We start from the raw sequence: 14,982 nt of genomic DNA on the forward strand, positions 1-14,982 counted from the left end.
CCTGAGTTATATACCTGATTTTCTCAGGTGATTCGGGTATGCTATCTTTATGAAAATGAAAAGGTGGGGTGATTGAAATTGTCGATAATATATTTGGATCATGCAGCTTCCTCTTGGCCAAAACCCCCGGAGGTATTAAAAGCAATGTACGACAATATGGAACACTTTGCTGCGAACCCGGGCCGGGGCAGTCATGAAATGGCTGTAAAAGCAAGCCGCACTCTGTTTGAAGGACGCAAGCAATTAGCCAAACTTTTTCATATTAAAAATCCGAACGATATTGCCTATGCACTAAATACAACCATGGCTCTCAACTTGGCCTTAAAGGGATTTCTTCATGAGGGAGATCATGTCATTTGTACTGCTGTAGAGCATAACTCCGTCAGAAGACCATTGGAATATTTGAAAAAAACAAAAAACATAAACATTTCTTACATTAAAACAGATCAGAAAGGGCATCTGGCAATTGATGATCTGGTTTCGGAAATAAATGGTAATACAAAGTTGGTTGTTTGCAGTCACAGCTCTAACCTGCTTGGAAGCATACTGCCTGTATCAGAAATAGGAGAACTGTGCAGAGACAGAGGAATCAAGCTATTAGTGGATGCTGCGCAAACAGCAGGGATATTAGAAATTGATGTGGAAAAAATGGGGATTGATATGTTGGCTTTTCCCGGCCACAAAGGACTTCTTGGACCGCAAGGAACGGGCGGGTTGTATATCCATCCCGATATTGATTTGGATCCGCTGCTGCATGGGGGGACGGGGAGCCAATCGGAAGCCATTGATCAGCCTACCGTACGGCCGGATCGATATGAGGCAGGGACACAAAATACGGTGGGGATAGCGGGACTCATTGAGGGCGTGAAATACATACAAAAGGAAACGGTTGAAAGCATTCATAAGAAGGAATGGCAGCTGACTCAAAGAATGATGTCAGGGCTATTGGAAATTGATGGCGTTACTGTATTAGGTCCTGAAGTGGGGCAAAATAAAACCGGTATCGTTTCGTTTACCGTAGGAAATGCGGATTCCTCTGAGATTGCTTTTATTTTGGATCAATCGTTTCAAATTGCCGTTCGGGCAGGATATCATTGTACGCCTATGGCCCATGAGATGGCCGGGACCATGGAACGTGGAGCGGTTCGGGCGAGTGTAGGCTGTTTTACAACGAATGAAGAAGTCGATCAATTCGTTTATGCGATCAAGGAAATCGTGAAATATACCAACTAAGAGTGTGGATGTGGGGGCCATCACATGGGGGAACTTGGAGCAAGTATTCCGTTAGAAGCTGTATTAGCATTTGTGGGAATCATCATATTGTTTTTTAGTATTATCGTTGTTTCCTTATGGGCGAAGCTGAATAAACTCCGCAAAAGATACGAACGTATGCTGAACGGAGCGGAGGCTGTCAATGTTGAACAAATATTAATTGACCTGCAGCAAAAGTTAAATGACCAAGAGGCCAGGAATAATGAAATTGATGAAAAAATCAAACAAATCAGACAACATATGCGTCATATGAAATCACATATCGGATTTTGCCGTTACAATGCTTTCGCGGAACGAGGAAGTGATCTAAGTTTCTCCATAGCGATCCTGGATGATCAGAGGGATGGGGTAGTGCTTACGGGAATACACAGCCGGGAACAAACTTATATGTATGCTAAGCCGATAGAGCAAGGACAGTCCAAGTATACGTTGTCCCCGGAAGAAATCGAAGCCATTAATCGATGCGGACTAAAGGTGTAGGTTTCCACCGCAGTTTACTGGTTAGAGCGGTGTAGAATGATTTGGCTATGATGTCGGACATATTCATGACCAAGCTTAGTCGCGTATTCTGAAGCACGAAATATTCCATAAAACCGCCGACGTTAACAATACCGGTAATATGCATATTTCCTACAGGAGGAAGCTCTTTATTGACGCCGGCACCGGGCTTGACCGGACCTTGCCCGATCTGGATGCAGCCCACGCTTGTTAATTGACCAAGACAAGCATCGACGGCAATAATATACGGATTATTAAAGTGTTGGTTTATGGTGGTGAGCGTTTCGCTTAGGTTCATTGCATGAACCGGATGATCCAACGTTCCAAATAAATGAAGGCCTTCTATCGCATACTTTTTTAATTGAGTTCCCACGAGTGGACCTAATGAATCGCCGGTGGAACGATCCGTGCCGACACAAACCAGAACGATAGGCTGATGGGGAGGCACTTGTTGGAGAAAAGCAAAAAGGCGTTCGGAGAGCAATTCGATGCTGTTTGATTCCGAATGCATTACCTTAAGAATTTCATTGTTTGTTGTCTTTTGCGCATCTCTATGAAAAGGAATTTTCATATTTACGCCTCCCATTAAGAGTTCATACACAAAAATCAGGGCAAAAACTGTTACTAGTATACGGTTAATAGGAATGAATTATACGTAGGTCTGAAAAAAACGGAAAAGGCGGGAGAGCGTTGCTGTTGATGGCTTTTGATTCAACTCAACAAGCGTTAAGAGCGGAGATGCTGCTCGATTATGCCGGCATTGAGAATGATATGTGTCCGACTCCGAAAGAAATAACGGCCGGGTGTGCCCTATCTTTGGAATTTCCGGATGAATGTTTACATCAAGTAGCGGACATTATCCGCCAAGAAAATGTAGAGATCAGGGGCATTTATTTTAAAAACGGTGATAAATATGTTACGATAGATCTGTAAGGTGGGAAGGAAATGAACCAATCTAATCCTGAAGTTCAAACGGAGGAAATAACATTAGAAAATTTACCGCAAATATGGAAAAAACTTCGAACGGAATTGACGGACTATATTTCCAATCCTGAAGTATGGACTGGATTACTGTTTACCTTATTGAAGGTAATTCTGATTTATATAGCCGCTCGGGTCATTATTAAAATCGCTAATAAGGCTTTAGAGCATATGTTGAGAGAAAGATCGCGGGGTCCGATCCAATTCGACCAGAGAAGAACCAAAACGATCGGTAAATTAGCTGCGAATATCATTACTTATGTGGTCAATTTCATCATGATCCTGATGATATTGAGTCAATTTAATGTAAACTTGGGTCCTGTGCTGGCCGGTGCAGGCGTTGTCGGACTTGCCATCGGTTTCGGAGCCCAGAGCTTGGTGAAGGATGTCATTACCGGCTTTTTTATTATATTTGAGGATCAATTTGCCGTCGGAGATGTCATACAAACAGGAACCTACAAAGGAACAGTCGAAGAAATCGGCTTGAGAGTAACCCGGATCAAAAGTTGGACGGGAGAGGTTCATATTATTCCTAATGGAACAATTAATCAGGTAACAAACTTTTCGATTAATAATTCACTTGCAGTAATCGATGTAAATGTTGCCTATGAAACGGATATCGATACCGCTTTGAAGGTATTAAAGGAAGTTGCAAATGCCTTTTATGAACATAGCGTGGATATGGTGAAGGCTCCTGACGTGCTTGGTGTTCATATGATAGGGACTTCAGATATTACATTGAGACTGACTGCCGAATGTAAACCCAACACTCATTTTGCGGTGATGCGCCAATTGAATGCGGAAATCAAAAAGGCATTCGAGTCACACGGGATCGATATCCCTTATCCGAGACTCGTCACTTATCATCGGACGGAAAAGGCGGAATCTTAATGGAAAAGAAACAATATCAGCTTGGTGATGTAGTACAGATGAAGAAACCTCACCCATGCGGCACGAACGAAATGGAAATTATCCGGATGGGCATGGATATCCGGATCAAGTGCGTCGGGTGTAAACATAGTGTGCTCGTACCCAGGGCGAAGTTTGAGAGCAAATTAAAAAAGGTGCTTAGGTCTGCCGCTGTATCAGAAGAGGCTGGAGCGGACGGTACGGAAGCAGGACAATAGGTAAAGAAACCAGCAAACAAAGGCTTTGATAATCTGCTTAATTAGGTATTGCATTTATAAGAGGGGCTGTGATATTATATTACTTGTCCCTTTTGGAATGCGGAAAGGTACCCAAGTGGCCCAAGGGGGCTGACTCGAAATCAGCTAGGCGGCGCAAGCCGTGCGTGGGTTCGAATCCCACTCTTTCCGCCATACATACAATAACCAAACGACCGATGACGGTCGTTTTTTTTGTTGGCGGAAAGGGGAGAGAACCCGAGGGGTTCATCGGAGCATAAGCATCGGCAGGAATACATCGCAGTCGGCCGGTAAAGCGGAATATAAAAAAGAATATTGCGGCCTATCAACGGCCTCAAAAACGTTTGTATACATGTTGAGAACGTGAAGCAGCGAGTTAATTAAGTTATCAACAGGACAATATCAGTTCGTCTAACCCAAAAGTTAATCACATGTTGATAAGTTTTGCTTTGCCGGATATGCCGGGGTTATCCACATATCCCATAACCTGCTGCTGCAAATGAGTGGTATATAGCTCAAGGGCTTCATTTTAATAGTGTAGAAAAAAATTGCAGCCATAACCAAAAGACCCGGCCATGTTTCCAACATGGATAGGGTCTATGCCTGGAAGGCCTATTGACTGCGGGATTGGCGGTAAATCGAGAAGCGGTCAATGACGTAACCCATGACGGTCCACGACAAAGTCGTGAGAAAATAGAGAAGCAGGGGATTTACGTCCGTATAAGTGAAGATAGGGTAAAACCAGGCCGGCACGCTGAGAGAGTAAAACAGTAAATAAATCGGGTCGTATTCGTGTCCGATATAATGGATCAGGCAGAGCGCGGCACCGATAATGGTAAGAATAAGGGTATATTTATATCGCATATCGTAATCTCCTTTTGAGTTGTCATTTACATGAAGTTATTGGTTCCCCGACGCGCCTTCCGATTCCGCGGCGGTCGGGGAGAGGGGGTCAGCCCCGAAACACTTTTTTCCACTTTCGGTTATGATTGGTGGTTTCGGGGAAGCGTTCCCCTTTTTTTAATGTGATCATTTTGGGATTGTTAATGCCCATATGGAAGGCATTTTCGCCAACTTCCATATACTCGCCGTCGTTCGGCGCCCTGTCGCCAGGACGGAATTGCGACCATTCACCCATGGCGGGTCACCTCCTGTTGTTGGTGTATTGTTAGATTTTCCACAAAACGACTTTAGCATTAGGGTTAATAATTACCATCCTGCCCTGTTAAAACAACATGATCGTGTGATGGTTTCTCTTGCTTTGGCATTCTATTTTTGCTATAGTATTATGGTGCGAGTTTAGGAAAACATTCTCGCTCCTTGCTTCTGACGGTACAAGCCGAATCAGAGGCCTTTTAGTCCAAAAGGAGGTGGCAACATGCGCAAATACGAAGTGATGTATATTATCCGTCCTGATCTGGAACAAGAAGCGGTTCAGGCTACGGTGGAGAAGTTCCAAAACATCATCAACAACGGTGGCGAAATTACGAAGCACGATCTGATGGGTAAGCGCCGTCTTGCGTATGAGATCAACAAGCATCGTGACGGTCATTATGTGTTGGTTCAATTCAACGCTAATAGTGAAGTCGTCAGCGAGCTTGACCGTGTATTGAAGATTTCCGACGAAGTCATTCGATACCTGATCGTCAAAGACGTAGCTTAAGGCTCCAGTGCCGTAATTGAGTTTGTTGACAACGGACAACGTAAATCACGGGTGTACGTTGCAACGGATCCGGGAGGGAAATACATGCTGAATCGTGTGATTCTGATCGGAAGACTGACACGTGACCCTGAACTGCGCTATACGCCCGCAGGTGTGGCTGTAACCCAGTTTACACTTGCAGTTGACCGACCTTTCTCAAATAATCAAGGCCAAAGAGAAGCGGATTTTATTCCGGTCGTAACTTGGCGCCAACTCGCGGAGACTTGTGCGAATTATCTTCGCAAAGGTCGTTTGGCAGCAGTGGAAGGCCGTATTCAGGTACGCAGCTATGATAACAATGAAGGACGTCGCGTTTATGTGACGGAAGTCATTGCGGACAATGTGCGCTTTCTGGAGTCGGCTAACAGCGGCAATCGCGATGAGGGTATGGGAATGGGTGCCGGCAGCGGCGGCGATGGAGGCGGCTACCGTGGAGGTTACGGCGGAGGACGCAGCCAACAGCAGGATCCTTTCCAGGATGACGGAAAACCGATTGATATTTCTGATGATGATTTGCCGTTTTAAGAGGCTTGGAACGGTAGGAAAACCCACGTAGAAAGGATGGAGAAACATGGCATTCGAAAAAAGAGAACGCTCTGAAGACCGCGGCGAACGCGGCGAAAGAAAGTTCAGCGGCCGTGGCAAAAAAGGCGGCAAGCGCCGTAAAGTTTGTTACTTCACCGTAAACAAAATCAAGCACATTGATTATAAAGATATTGAAACGCTCAAGAAGTTTATCAGCGAGCGCGGCAAGATTCTTCCTCGCCGTGTAACCGGTACTTCCGCCAAGTATCAGCGTGCACTGACGATCGCAATCAAGCGTGCGCGTCAAATTGCTCTGCTGCCGTACACGACGGAGTAATGTTATCTAAATAAGACAATCGGGGTAACCCGGTTGTCTTTTTATTTGGGCGTGCAAACGAAAAAACCGTGAAGTAAAAGTCCATGAGGATGGTTCCTGCAAGCGGTGATTATTTTTCTTCCCGGGGCATATCATGATATGATGGAAAGGTGAGAATCGCAGGACCTTTTAGATAGAGAAAGGAAGGGAGCAGCGTTGAACATCGCATTTTTTTTGGTGCCCAAGGATGACGTTATTTATTTATCTCCTCATTCCACCATACGTCAAGCACTCGAGCGAATGGAGTATCACCGGTATTCGGCCGTTCCTCTGATTGATGAGAATGGAAAATATGTCGGAACCATTACCGAAGGGGATTTATTATGGAAGCTCAAGCGTTCCCCTGAGATCGGATTTGAGAACGCACACAAAGTGCAGTTGAAGGAAGTACCTCAGCATATGGTAATAAAACCGGTCCGGATCGACCAGCAGATGGTAGATTTGATTACGCTGGTCACGAACCAGAACTATGTTCCTGTCATAGACGATAATGAAGTGTTTATAGGCATTATCCGCAGAAGGGAAATTATTGATTATTGTTTTAAGCTTTGGCAGTCCGAACAACGGGTCTAAAAGTGTGGTATAATTAACTAAAGCTTCATGGTAAGGAGAGAATCAGCTTGTCTAATATCGATAGAGACGTTGATTTGGCCAAACGGGCCAAAATTATCGAATGGCTGAAAACTGAGCTTGTGGATCAAATGGCACACCTGCTTAAAGGCATATGGGAAGGCAGTCATCACAGAATCGTTGACGGTCTGGCCAGTCTCATTGCCTATTGTTATATTCTCGGCCGCCGACTTGGCATCTCTCTACGCAATTTGGATGAGGTTATTCTGGACAAAATGAAGAAGCACCGTGAGGAAGGTCATCAATTGGAAGAATGGTACGGAGACATTTCCGCTTTGGAAGAACATTTGCGTAAGAGGTGAAAGGCTTGGAAGAACCACAGAAAAAGCGAATGTTCGGATGGGGATTCGCTTATATTTTTTTGCTCTTAACGATTTTTTTACCTCCGTTAAGTTTGATTACGGCTGCACTATTGATGGTGCCTGTGCTGGTCATGTATGTGAAGTTAGGTAATAAGCAGTTCTTGGCGCATTACACCATCTGCTTGGCAGTTGTATATTTAATTACATCGCTGCTTTTGGCCGGTTCTCTTGGAGCACTGCTTGTGTCGATATCGCTTTTCTTTCTGCCCCCGGTCATCCAGATGGGCAACTTGTATAAAAAAAGCGCCCCGGCACGAACCGTCCTTACGGCAGGTACGGTGACGCTCCTTGCGCAGCTGCTGCTTACCCTTGTTGTGACACAACTGTTTGGTCTCAATCCGGTCGGCAAACTAAAGCAGTTTATGATGGATAGTGTGAAGACGCTTCCTGTGGAACTGCAGAATATGATGGGAGTCGATCCGGATACGCTGATCCATATGATGGTGCTGATGCTGCCGCTGTACATGATCGGGTTTTCGCTTTTTTACGTGGTGGTGTCCCATGCTCTGGCCCGCAGGGTGCTTGTACGCTCGGGAGAATCCATTCCTGCCTTTAAGCCGATCAAGGATTGGATGCTTCCAAAATCGTTTGTCTGGTTTTATTTGATCGCGCTGATCATGGAAATGTTCGTAAGCGATACGAAATCGATGTCTTACACCGTGCTCTTGAACCTACTTCCGCTGCTGACGTTCCTGTTTTCCATTCAGGCGATATCCTTCTTGTTCTATGTAGCGCATGTGATGCATTGGAACAAGACCTTACCGATTGTTGGAATTCTGCTGCTGCTGCTTTTTCCGCCGGTATCTTTTTTGTTCAGTTTGCTTGGAGTATTCGATGTGGCGTTTCCGATCCGTGATCGTATTATGACTCGTAAGTGACTTTATAGGGATTAGGAGCGAATGAAATGCCGAAGTTCCTGTTGAAGCGATGGCATGGGATGCATATCGTATGGATTTTTGCCTTGCTGGCCGCGTTGACCTTAATTCTTTTTATATACCAATGGGTCATTGCTCTCATAGCCTTGATTTTGTGCTGCGTTCTCGGGTATTACACACTGAAGGCGGAGCAAGCGTTCCGTAAGGACTTAAACCGCTATGTGGCCACGTTATCGCATCGGGTCAAGCGGGCAGGAAGCGAGGTTATCCATGGGCTGCCGTTTGGCATTGTGCTTTATAATGAGGAAAAAATCATTGAGTGGCACAATCCTTTCGTGGCTCACATGCTGGGTGAAGATTCACTGATCGGGAAATCCTTGCTTGAGCTGTTTCCGGCACTTAAGAATCGCAAGGAAAAAGAATTAAAACTCGAAATGGCCATGAACAATAACATCTACGAAGTGCAGATCAATCCGGAAGAACGGCTGCTCTATTTGACCGATATTACACAGCTCAAATCGCTTCAGCTCCGCTATGACGAGGAAAAGCTGGCTCTTGGCATCGTGATGCTGGATAACCTGGATGAAGCGACGCAGGGTCTTGACGACCAGACACGCAGCATCATGATGGCTAAAGTGACCGGTGAAATTACGGAATGGGCGCAAAAACATAACGTTTATCTCCGCCGTACTGCGTCAGACCGGTATTTAGTCCTGATGGATCAAAAAGGGTTGAAGGCGCTGGAGCAATCCCGGTTCGAGATTCTGGACGACGTTCGGGATATCACGATCGAGCATAAGCTGCCGCTGACGTTAAGCATCGGCATCGCTTCCGGCACTTCGTCCATAACCGAGCTTGGGCATTGGGCCCAAACAAGCTTGGATATGGCTCTCGGTCGGGGCGGCGACCAGGCGGCTGTGAAGGTAGGCGAGCGGTTGTCGTTCTACGGAGGACGCTCCAATGCGCTCGAAAAGCGGACACGTGTCAGGGCTCGGGTAATTTCCCATGCGCTTCGGGATTTGATCAAGGATTGCGACAAGGTCATCATCATGGGACACAAATACCCGGATATGGACGCGATTGGGGCGGCCATCGGCGTGTTGAAGATGGCGCATGTCAGCAATAAAGAAGGCTACATTGTGCTGGAGGGAGTGAATCCTTCGATCCAGAAGCTGATGGAGATGATCTACGAGGATGAGACGCTGAACCGCTGGTTTATTACTCCAGAGCAGGCGCTGCAGATTACGAACTCACGGTCTTTGGCCGTTGTTGTAGATACGCACCGGGCGGTGATGACGCCGGAGCCGCGGCTGCTGCAGATGACGCAGCGGAAGGTAGTCGTAGACCATCACCGCAGGAGCGAGGATTTTATTCAAGACGCTACACTGGTTTATATGGAGCCCTATGCGTCTTCCACATGCGAACTGGTGACAGAGCTGCTCCAATATTTTCATGAGCGGCTTACCATGGGCATACTTGATGCGACGGCGCTGCTCGCCGGGATTGTCGTCGATACGAAAAGCTTCAGTCTCCGCACGGGGGCACGGACGTTCGAGGCGGCGTCCTTCTTACGGCGCAACGGGGCCGATTCCTTGTTGATACAGCAGCTGTTGAAGGAAGATTTGGAATACTTCATTCAGAAAGCCGAGGTCATCAAGAACGCGGTCGTCATCTTCGACCATATTGCGCTTGCGGTGAATGAGCCGGGACGTAAATATTCACAGTTGCTCATCGCCCAAGTTGCTGATACATTGTTAACTATGACGGGTATTATGGCCTCGTTTGTGATCAGCGAACGCCCGGACGGTCTGATCGGGATCAGCGCAAGGTCGCTCGGACAGATGAACGTCCAGTTGGTTATGGAACGGATGGGCGGCGGCGGTCATTTGACGAATGCGGCAACCCAGATTGAAGGCACAGTGGCGGAAGCCACACAGCGGCTCAAGCAAGTGTTAAGCGAGATACACGCAGAGGAGGGGCTGTTTGAATGAAAGTCATATTGTTGAAAGATGTGAAGGGCCAAGGAAAAAAAGGGGAAGTTAAAGAGGTTTCCGAGGGCTATGCCAATAATTTCTTGTTTAAACAAAACCTGGCCGCTCCGGCTACCGAGGGATCCATGAAGGTGCTGGAGCAGCAGAAGAAAGCCGAGGAACGCAGGAAAGCGCAGGAGAAGGCTGATGCGCAGGAGCTGGCCCGGAAATTGGAAGAGCTGACGGTGCAGTTGAAGGCAAAATCCGGTGCGGACGGCCGGTTGTTCGGCGCCGTTTCGAATAAGCAGGTGGCCGAAGCGCTGGACAAGCAAGGGATCAAGCTGGATAAGCGGAAGATCGTTATGGACGAACCGATCCGCACGCTGGGCGTGACAGAGGTTGTCGTCAAGCTGCATCCGGAAGTAAGCGCGAAGCTGAAAGTGCACGTAGTGGAAGAATAGGAAAAAAGCCTGATTCGGCAAAGGAATGGATAACGGACGTGAATGTCCGTTATTTCCCTTGTTATCCATGATGAGAAGCTTGAATATCAGGAGGAGATCAGGTGAACGAGAGTTTATTTATGGATCGTATCCCTCCACAAAATATAGAAGCCGAGCAGGCGGTGCTCGGCGCTATTTTGCTTGATGGAGACGCGCTGGTTACGGCGATGGAGCGGGTGACAAGCGACGATTTCTACCGCGGGGCACACCAGCGGATTTATGAGGCCATGATCGAGATTGCCGAGGCCAATGAGCCTGTCGATCTGATTACGCTGACCGCCCGGCTGCAGGATAAGAAGCAGCTGGAGGAGGTCGGCGGCATCAGCTATCTGTCGGAGCTCGCCAATGCGGTGCCTACGGCAGCCAACGTCGATTATTATGCGCAGATTGTAGAAGAAAAGTCGATGCTGCGTCGTTTAATCCGGGCGGCTACGCAGATTGTTACGAACGGGTACTCCGGGGAAGACGAAGTGGGGACGCTGCTCAGCGATGCGGAGCAGCGCATCATGGAGATTTCACAGGCCCGCTCCGGCTCCGGCTTCATTGCGATCAAGGATGTGCTGATGGAGGTCTTCGACAAGGTAGAGTTCCTCTTCAATCAAAAGGGGGGGACAACCGGGATCCGCTCCGGATTTACCGACTTGGACAAGATGACCTCAGGTTTTCAACGGTCAGACCTGATTATCGTTGCGGCCCGTCCTTCCGTAGGAAAGACGGCGTTTGCTTTGAATATAGCGCAGAATGTCGGGGTGCGGGAAAAAGAGACGGTCGCCATTTTTAGTTTGGAGATGGGCGCGGCTCAGCTCGTGCAGCGGATGATTTGTGCGGAGGCGAATGTGGATGCCGGACGAATGCGGACGGGCTTCCTGGAGCCGGACGATTGGGAGAAGCTGACAATGGCCATCGGATCGCTGTCGGAGGCCAACATCTATATTGACGACTCCCCGTCCGTTACCGTAGCCGATATTCGGGCAAAGTGCCGCCGCCTGAAAAAGGAGAAGGGTCTTGGCATGATCTTGATCGACTATCTCCAGCTCATTCACGGGCGCGGCAAAGGCGATAACCGCCAGCAGGAGGTCTCGGAAATTTCCCGTACGCTGAAGCAGATTGCGCGTGAACTGGACGTTCCGGTCATCGCGCTTTCGCAGTTGAGCCGGGGGGTGGAGCAGCGGCAGGATAAGCGGCCGATGATGTCGGACCTCCGGGAATCGGGATCGATCGAGCAGGACGCCGATATTGTGGCATTCCTGTACCGTGACGACTACTACGATAAAGAGTCGGAGAAGAAAAATATTATTGAGATTATTATTGCAAAGCAGCGTAACGGACCGGTCGGGACGGTGGAGCTTGCCTTTCTGAAAAATTACAATAAATTCGTAAATCTTGATCGAACCCATCAGGAGCCGGCGATGGCCCGGTAAGATTTGCGCCGGCCTGGCTTGTTGCACGGGGAACATTTTTTGTTTTAAAGAAAAGGAAAAGAATATGCGGACTACAGATAGGCATCCCGATTGGAATGCCGCTGTAGACCTGCTACATATGAATAAATTCCGAACAATGGGCAACAGACTATGTTCATTGTTCGTTTTTGTTGACTTTGCAGAGCGGTACTGCTAAACTAATCAATGGTGTATTGTGCCTTTAGGGCAAATAACAGGTGGTTTCCACCTCACGGGGGTAAGTGAATATGTCAACGGTAGTAGTTGTCGGAACCCAATGGGGAGACGAAGGGAAAGGGAAGATTACCGACTTTCTTGCAGAGTCTGCCGAGGTTGTCGCCCGTTATCAGGGGGGCAATAACGCGGGACATACGATTCTTATTAATGATAAAAAGTATAAGCTTACGATGATTCCATCGGGCATTTTTTATGCAGATAAAATATGTGTCATCGGCAACGGTATGGTTATCAATCCAGGCGCGCTGCTCGAGGAAATTCAATATATTCATGATAACGGCTTTACGACGGACAATCTGCGCATCAGCGATCGTGCCCATTTGATTATGCCTTACCACCTTTTGTTAGACGGTTTAGAGGAAGAACGCAAAGGCGAGAACAAAATCGGGACGACACGTAAGGGGATCGGCCCTTGTTACATGGATAAAGCAGCACGCAACGGGATCCGCATTGCCGATTTGATGGATGCGGAGGAGTTTACCCGGAAGGTCCGCCAAATGGTGAAGGAGAAAAACGAATTGATCGAACAGGTGTACGGATCTAAAGGTCTTGATGCCGATTCGATCATTCAGGAATATCTCGGTTATGCGGAGAAAATCCGTCCTTATGTTACCGATACGTCGGTAGTTCTGAACGATCTGATCGACGAAGGCAAAAAGGTGCTTTTCGAAGGCGCGCAGGGTGTCATGCTGGATATCGACCAAGGAACATATCCATATGTCACCTCTTCGAATCCTTCTGCGGGCGGCGTCTGCATCGGATCCGGAGTGGGTCCGTCCAAAATTCAGCACATTATCGGCGTAGCCAAATCTTACACTACACGCGTTGGAGACGGTCCTTTCCCGACCGAACAGATAAATGCAACCGGTGATTGGATTCGCGAACGCGGCAATGAATATGGTACGGTTACCGGAAGACCGCGCCGCGTCGGTTGGTTCGATAGCGTCGTTGTTCGTCATGCCCGCCGGGTGAGCGGAATTACGGGCTTATCCTTAAATTCGCTCGATGTGCTGTCCGGTCTGGACAAGGTGAAGATTTGCACGGCTTACAGATACCGCGGTGAAATCATCGAGCATTATCCGGCCAGTCTGAAGGTGTTGGCTGAATGCGAAGCCGTGTATGAGGAACTCCCGGGCTGGAACGAGGATCTGTCTGATGTCCGCAAGCTCGAGGATTTGCCGGAGAACGCAAGACGGTATGTCGAGCGGGTGTCTGAGCTGACCGGCATCCCCATTGCGATTTTCTCCGTTGGACGCAATCGTGAGCAAACCAACCTGGTGAAGCCCATTTTCTAATTGGAATCCGATCTTATAAAAAACATGGCCCTGTTCTCCTGATGACGGAGAGCGGGGTTTTTTTGCATATGTGCGGACAGCCCGATTGATTTCCCAGAAAAAGGTCAATACTGGAACTATGAACAACAGGCTGATGGGAGATGGGAAGAGTAATGAAATGGATGAGCTGGTTGCTGAAGCTAGGAGTCAGCGCAGCGGTCACTTCTTTATGCTGCGTGGTGGTGACCTTTCTCGCCGTGAATGCCTATGTGGATGTATTGTTGGACCAATATCAGATTCAACGTCCGGGAAATCAAAAGATCGAGTGGAACCGGTTTGTGAACCGTTTTACCGCGCAGTTGGGGTTCGGGACGAACGAGGCGGCTACCCCGCAGCAGCCCAGGGATCTGGCCGTTTCTGCCGATCCAGGCTCGACTTCTTCCGAAACCGGGTCGGAAAAAAGCGGAGGGGCAGACCATGATGGCAAGGCAAGCAAAGACACGGCTGACCCTTATCCGGTTCCGGAGGACGCGGTAGCTGTATGGAGCCGTCAATCCGGTCAGACGGAGCTGCCGGAAGAGGAAAGAAGAATTGTTGTCTCAAGTGAAGAGTTTGCCAAGAAGAAGGATCAATTGTCCGAAGCAAACAAAGCGAAAATTTTTTCTCTGCTGGTCCCCCGGGTACCGCAAGAGGAGATGCAGAGGATTTCCGTTATTCTGGAAGACGGAATCACCGCGGCAGAGCTGAAGGAACTGGAGGAGCTGCTTCAGAGGCATTTAAAGCCGGAGGAGTATCAACAGCTGCAATCTTTAATTGGAGCGCCCTGAGCCCGGTTTTTGGGCTTCTGATGCGGCATCTGAAAATAGGGCATGGCAAAAGACTGACCTCATGATCGTTGAAGGTCAGTTTTTTCGTCTTCGTTAGAACCAGCATACGCCGCCATATTTGCGGATGGTATCCTCAGCTTGCCGCCTCCGTGACGATTCCACGATAACCTGCAGCTTGGCTGCGGTTTCAGAGATCGACGTACCGATTCTCCCAAGGAGAGTGATATCAGGCTGCTCGCCTTTCGGGTGTAAAGCACCCGGTTCGAGCTTGAGATTAATGACGCCTTGCTTTAAAAGTGCCTCTGCGGCTTTTTCCATATCGTGTGGATTGCGGAAAGCCGCAATGATATTTTCCATTGTTTTACTTCA

Annotated in this window: 20 protein-coding genes and 1 tRNA gene; 17 read left to right on the forward strand and 4 right to left on the reverse strand. The window is 48.1% G+C overall.

Going from position 1 to position 14,982, the window contains the following annotated elements; genetic code table 11:
• Window positions 1–78 precede the first annotated feature (78 nt).
• Window positions 79–1,233, forward strand: coding sequence for an aminotransferase class V-fold PLP-dependent enzyme (locus NR121_RS07735; RefSeq protein WP_062411097.1), 1,155 nt, complete (start codon window positions 79–81; stop codon window positions 1,231–1,233).
• A 24-nt stretch (window positions 1,234–1,257) separates the two neighbouring features.
• Entirely contained in the window at window positions 1,258–1,752 is a 495-nt protein-coding gene (locus NR121_RS07740) for a DUF4446 family protein (protein WP_062410203.1), read from the forward strand.
• On the opposite strand, the gene yyaC is transcribed toward NR121_RS07740, so the two are convergent.
• Window positions 1,727–2,341 carry a spore protease YyaC gene (yyaC, locus tag NR121_RS07745; protein WP_062410204.1) on the reverse strand — a complete coding sequence of 205 codons (615 nt, stop codon included), beginning with the start codon at window positions 2,339–2,341 and terminating at the stop codon, window positions 1,727–1,729. The two genes, NR121_RS07740 and yyaC, sit on opposite strands and share 26 nt — an antisense overlap.
• A 119-nt stretch (window positions 2,342–2,460) precedes the next feature.
• Here yyaC and NR121_RS07750 point away from each other — a divergent pair, with 119 nt between their 5' ends.
• The 4 genes from NR121_RS07750 to NR121_RS07765 all read left to right on the forward strand — a co-directional run bounded on the left by NR121_RS07750 (window position 2,461) and on the right by NR121_RS07765 (window position 4,070).
• The gene (locus tag NR121_RS07750; RefSeq protein WP_062410205.1) at window positions 2,461–2,703 is read left to right on the forward strand and encodes a putative Se/S carrier protein; all 243 of its coding nucleotides are present in this window, start codon (window positions 2,461–2,463) and stop codon (window positions 2,701–2,703) included.
• 12 nt (window positions 2,704–2,715) lie between these two features.
• Window positions 2,716–3,642 carry a mechanosensitive ion channel family protein gene (locus tag NR121_RS07755; RefSeq protein ID WP_062410206.1) on the forward strand — a complete coding sequence of 309 codons (927 nt, stop codon included), beginning with the start codon at window positions 2,716–2,718 and terminating at the stop codon, window positions 3,640–3,642.
• Window positions 3,642–3,878 carry a DUF951 domain-containing protein gene (locus NR121_RS07760; protein WP_054816949.1) on the forward strand — a complete coding sequence of 79 codons (237 nt, stop codon included), beginning with the start codon at window positions 3,642–3,644 and terminating at the stop codon, window positions 3,876–3,878. The genes NR121_RS07755 and NR121_RS07760 overlap by 1 nt, the downstream gene beginning before the upstream one ends.
• Before the next feature lie 101 nt (window positions 3,879–3,979).
• Window positions 3,980–4,070, forward strand: a tRNA-Ser gene (locus tag NR121_RS07765).
• 438 nt (window positions 4,071–4,508) lie between these two features.
• Here NR121_RS07765 and NR121_RS07770 read toward each other — a convergent pair.
• Both NR121_RS07770 and NR121_RS07775 read right to left on the reverse strand, forming a co-directional pair.
• Window positions 4,509–4,760, reverse strand: a complete 252-nt coding sequence (locus NR121_RS07770) for a hypothetical protein (protein ID WP_062410207.1) — start codon at window positions 4,758–4,760, stop codon at window positions 4,509–4,511.
• A gap of 88 nt (window positions 4,761–4,848) precedes the next feature.
• Window positions 4,849–5,034 carry a YjzC family protein gene (locus tag NR121_RS07775; RefSeq protein WP_062410208.1) on the reverse strand — a complete coding sequence of 62 codons (186 nt, stop codon included), beginning with the start codon at window positions 5,032–5,034 and terminating at the stop codon, window positions 4,849–4,851.
• A 240-nt stretch (window positions 5,035–5,274) separates the two neighbouring features.
• Here NR121_RS07775 and rpsF point away from each other — a divergent pair, with 240 nt between their 5' ends.
• From rpsF to NR121_RS07830, 11 genes are all read left to right on the forward strand, one after another.
• On the forward strand, window positions 5,275–5,559 hold the full coding sequence (gene rpsF / locus NR121_RS07780) for a 30S ribosomal protein S6 (protein ID WP_054816951.1): 285 nt from the start codon (window positions 5,275–5,277) through the stop codon (window positions 5,557–5,559).
• 84 nt (window positions 5,560–5,643) lie between these two features.
• Entirely contained in the window at window positions 5,644–6,123 is a 480-nt protein-coding gene (gene ssb / locus NR121_RS07785) for a single-stranded DNA-binding protein (RefSeq protein WP_054816952.1), read from the forward strand.
• Between the two features lie 46 nt (window positions 6,124–6,169).
• On the forward strand, window positions 6,170–6,460 hold the full coding sequence (rpsR, locus tag NR121_RS07790) for a 30S ribosomal protein S18 (RefSeq protein ID WP_062410209.1): 291 nt from the start codon (window positions 6,170–6,172) through the stop codon (window positions 6,458–6,460).
• 195 nt (window positions 6,461–6,655) lie between these two features.
• Complete coding sequence (locus NR121_RS07795) at window positions 6,656–7,072, forward strand: CBS domain-containing protein (RefSeq protein WP_054816953.1); 417 nt, start codon at window positions 6,656–6,658, stop codon at window positions 7,070–7,072.
• Window positions 7,073–7,119: 47 nt separating this feature from the next.
• Window positions 7,120–7,431, forward strand: a complete 312-nt coding sequence (locus NR121_RS07800; RefSeq protein ID WP_062410210.1) for a MazG-like family protein — start codon at window positions 7,120–7,122, stop codon at window positions 7,429–7,431.
• Window positions 7,428–8,369 carry a DUF2232 domain-containing protein gene (locus tag NR121_RS07805; RefSeq protein WP_375162516.1) on the forward strand — a complete coding sequence of 314 codons (942 nt, stop codon included), beginning with the start codon at window positions 7,428–7,430 and terminating at the stop codon, window positions 8,367–8,369. The genes NR121_RS07800 and NR121_RS07805 overlap by 4 nt, the downstream gene beginning before the upstream one ends.
• 26 nt (window positions 8,370–8,395) lie before the next feature.
• A complete protein-coding gene (locus tag NR121_RS07810) occupies window positions 8,396–10,357 on the forward strand; it encodes a DHH family phosphoesterase (protein WP_074729531.1) in 1,962 nt (653 codons plus the stop codon).
• On the forward strand, window positions 10,354–10,797 hold the full coding sequence (rplI, locus tag NR121_RS07815) for a 50S ribosomal protein L9 (protein WP_062410213.1): 444 nt from the start codon (window positions 10,354–10,356) through the stop codon (window positions 10,795–10,797). Before NR121_RS07810 ends, rplI begins: the two co-directional genes overlap by 4 nt.
• 119 nt (window positions 10,798–10,916) lie before the next feature.
• Entirely contained in the window at window positions 10,917–12,257 is a 1,341-nt protein-coding gene (gene dnaB / locus NR121_RS07820; protein ID WP_082661032.1) for a replicative DNA helicase, read from the forward strand.
• A 266-nt stretch (window positions 12,258–12,523) separates the two neighbouring features.
• On the forward strand, window positions 12,524–13,807 hold the full coding sequence (locus NR121_RS07825) for an adenylosuccinate synthase (protein WP_054816954.1): 1,284 nt from the start codon (window positions 12,524–12,526) through the stop codon (window positions 13,805–13,807).
• Between the two features lie 161 nt (window positions 13,808–13,968).
• Window positions 13,969–14,613 (forward strand): hypothetical protein, encoded by a 645-nt coding sequence (locus NR121_RS07830; protein WP_256831050.1) that lies wholly within the window; start codon window positions 13,969–13,971, stop codon window positions 14,611–14,613.
• Window positions 14,614–14,706: 93 nt separating this feature from the next.
• Here the strand turns inward: NR121_RS07830 and NR121_RS07835 are convergent, their stop codons facing one another.
• Window positions 14,707–14,970 carry a hypothetical protein gene (locus NR121_RS07835; protein ID WP_054816956.1) on the reverse strand — a complete coding sequence of 88 codons (264 nt, stop codon included), beginning with the start codon at window positions 14,968–14,970 and terminating at the stop codon, window positions 14,707–14,709.
• Between the last annotated feature and the right edge of the window lie 12 nt (window positions 14,971–14,982).

The organism is Paenibacillus sp. Pae15 (genome assembly GCF_024519685.1).
Taxonomy (GTDB): domain Bacteria; phylum Bacillota; class Bacilli; order Paenibacillales; family NBRC-103111; genus Paenibacillus_G; species Paenibacillus_G naphthalenovorans.

Bases quoted from the DNA above. Each gene is read 5' to 3' on its own strand.
- NR121_RS07775 (WP_062410208.1), bottom strand. From the start codon at position 5,034: ATGGGTGAATGGTCGCAATTCCGTCCTGGCGACAGGGCGCCGAACGAC.
- NR121_RS07810 (WP_074729531.1), top strand. From the start codon at position 8,396: ATGCCGAAGTTCCTGTTGAAGCGATGGCATGGGATGCATATCGTATGG.
- rpsR (WP_062410209.1), top strand. From the start codon at position 6,170: ATGGCATTCGAAAAAAGAGAACGCTCTGAAGACCGCGGCGAACGCGGC.
- NR121_RS07740 (WP_062410203.1), top strand. From the start codon at position 1,258: ATGGGGGAACTTGGAGCAAGTATTCCGTTAGAAGCTGTATTAGCATTT.
- NR121_RS07835 (WP_054816956.1), bottom strand. From the start codon at position 14,970: ATGGAAAATATCATTGCGGCTTTCCGCAATCCACACGATATGGAAAAA.
- NR121_RS07760 (WP_054816949.1), top strand. From the start codon at position 3,642: ATGGAAAAGAAACAATATCAGCTTGGTGATGTAGTACAGATGAAGAAA.
- NR121_RS07825 (WP_054816954.1), top strand. From the start codon at position 12,524: ATGTCAACGGTAGTAGTTGTCGGAACCCAATGGGGAGACGAAGGGAAA.
- rpsF (WP_054816951.1), top strand. From the start codon at position 5,275: ATGCGCAAATACGAAGTGATGTATATTATCCGTCCTGATCTGGAACAA.
- NR121_RS07830 (WP_256831050.1), top strand. From the start codon at position 13,969: ATGAGCTGGTTGCTGAAGCTAGGAGTCAGCGCAGCGGTCACTTCTTTA.
- NR121_RS07770 (WP_062410207.1), bottom strand. From the start codon at position 4,760: ATGCGATATAAATATACCCTTATTCTTACCATTATCGGTGCCGCGCTC.
- dnaB (WP_082661032.1), top strand. From the start codon at position 10,917: ATGGATCGTATCCCTCCACAAAATATAGAAGCCGAGCAGGCGGTGCTC.
- rplI (WP_062410213.1), top strand. From the start codon at position 10,354: ATGAAAGTCATATTGTTGAAAGATGTGAAGGGCCAAGGAAAAAAAGGG.
- NR121_RS07755 (WP_062410206.1), top strand. From the start codon at position 2,716: ATGAACCAATCTAATCCTGAAGTTCAAACGGAGGAAATAACATTAGAA.
- ssb (WP_054816952.1), top strand. From the start codon at position 5,644: ATGCTGAATCGTGTGATTCTGATCGGAAGACTGACACGTGACCCTGAA.
- yyaC (WP_062410204.1), bottom strand. From the start codon at position 2,341: ATGAAAATTCCTTTTCATAGAGATGCGCAAAAGACAACAAACAATGAA.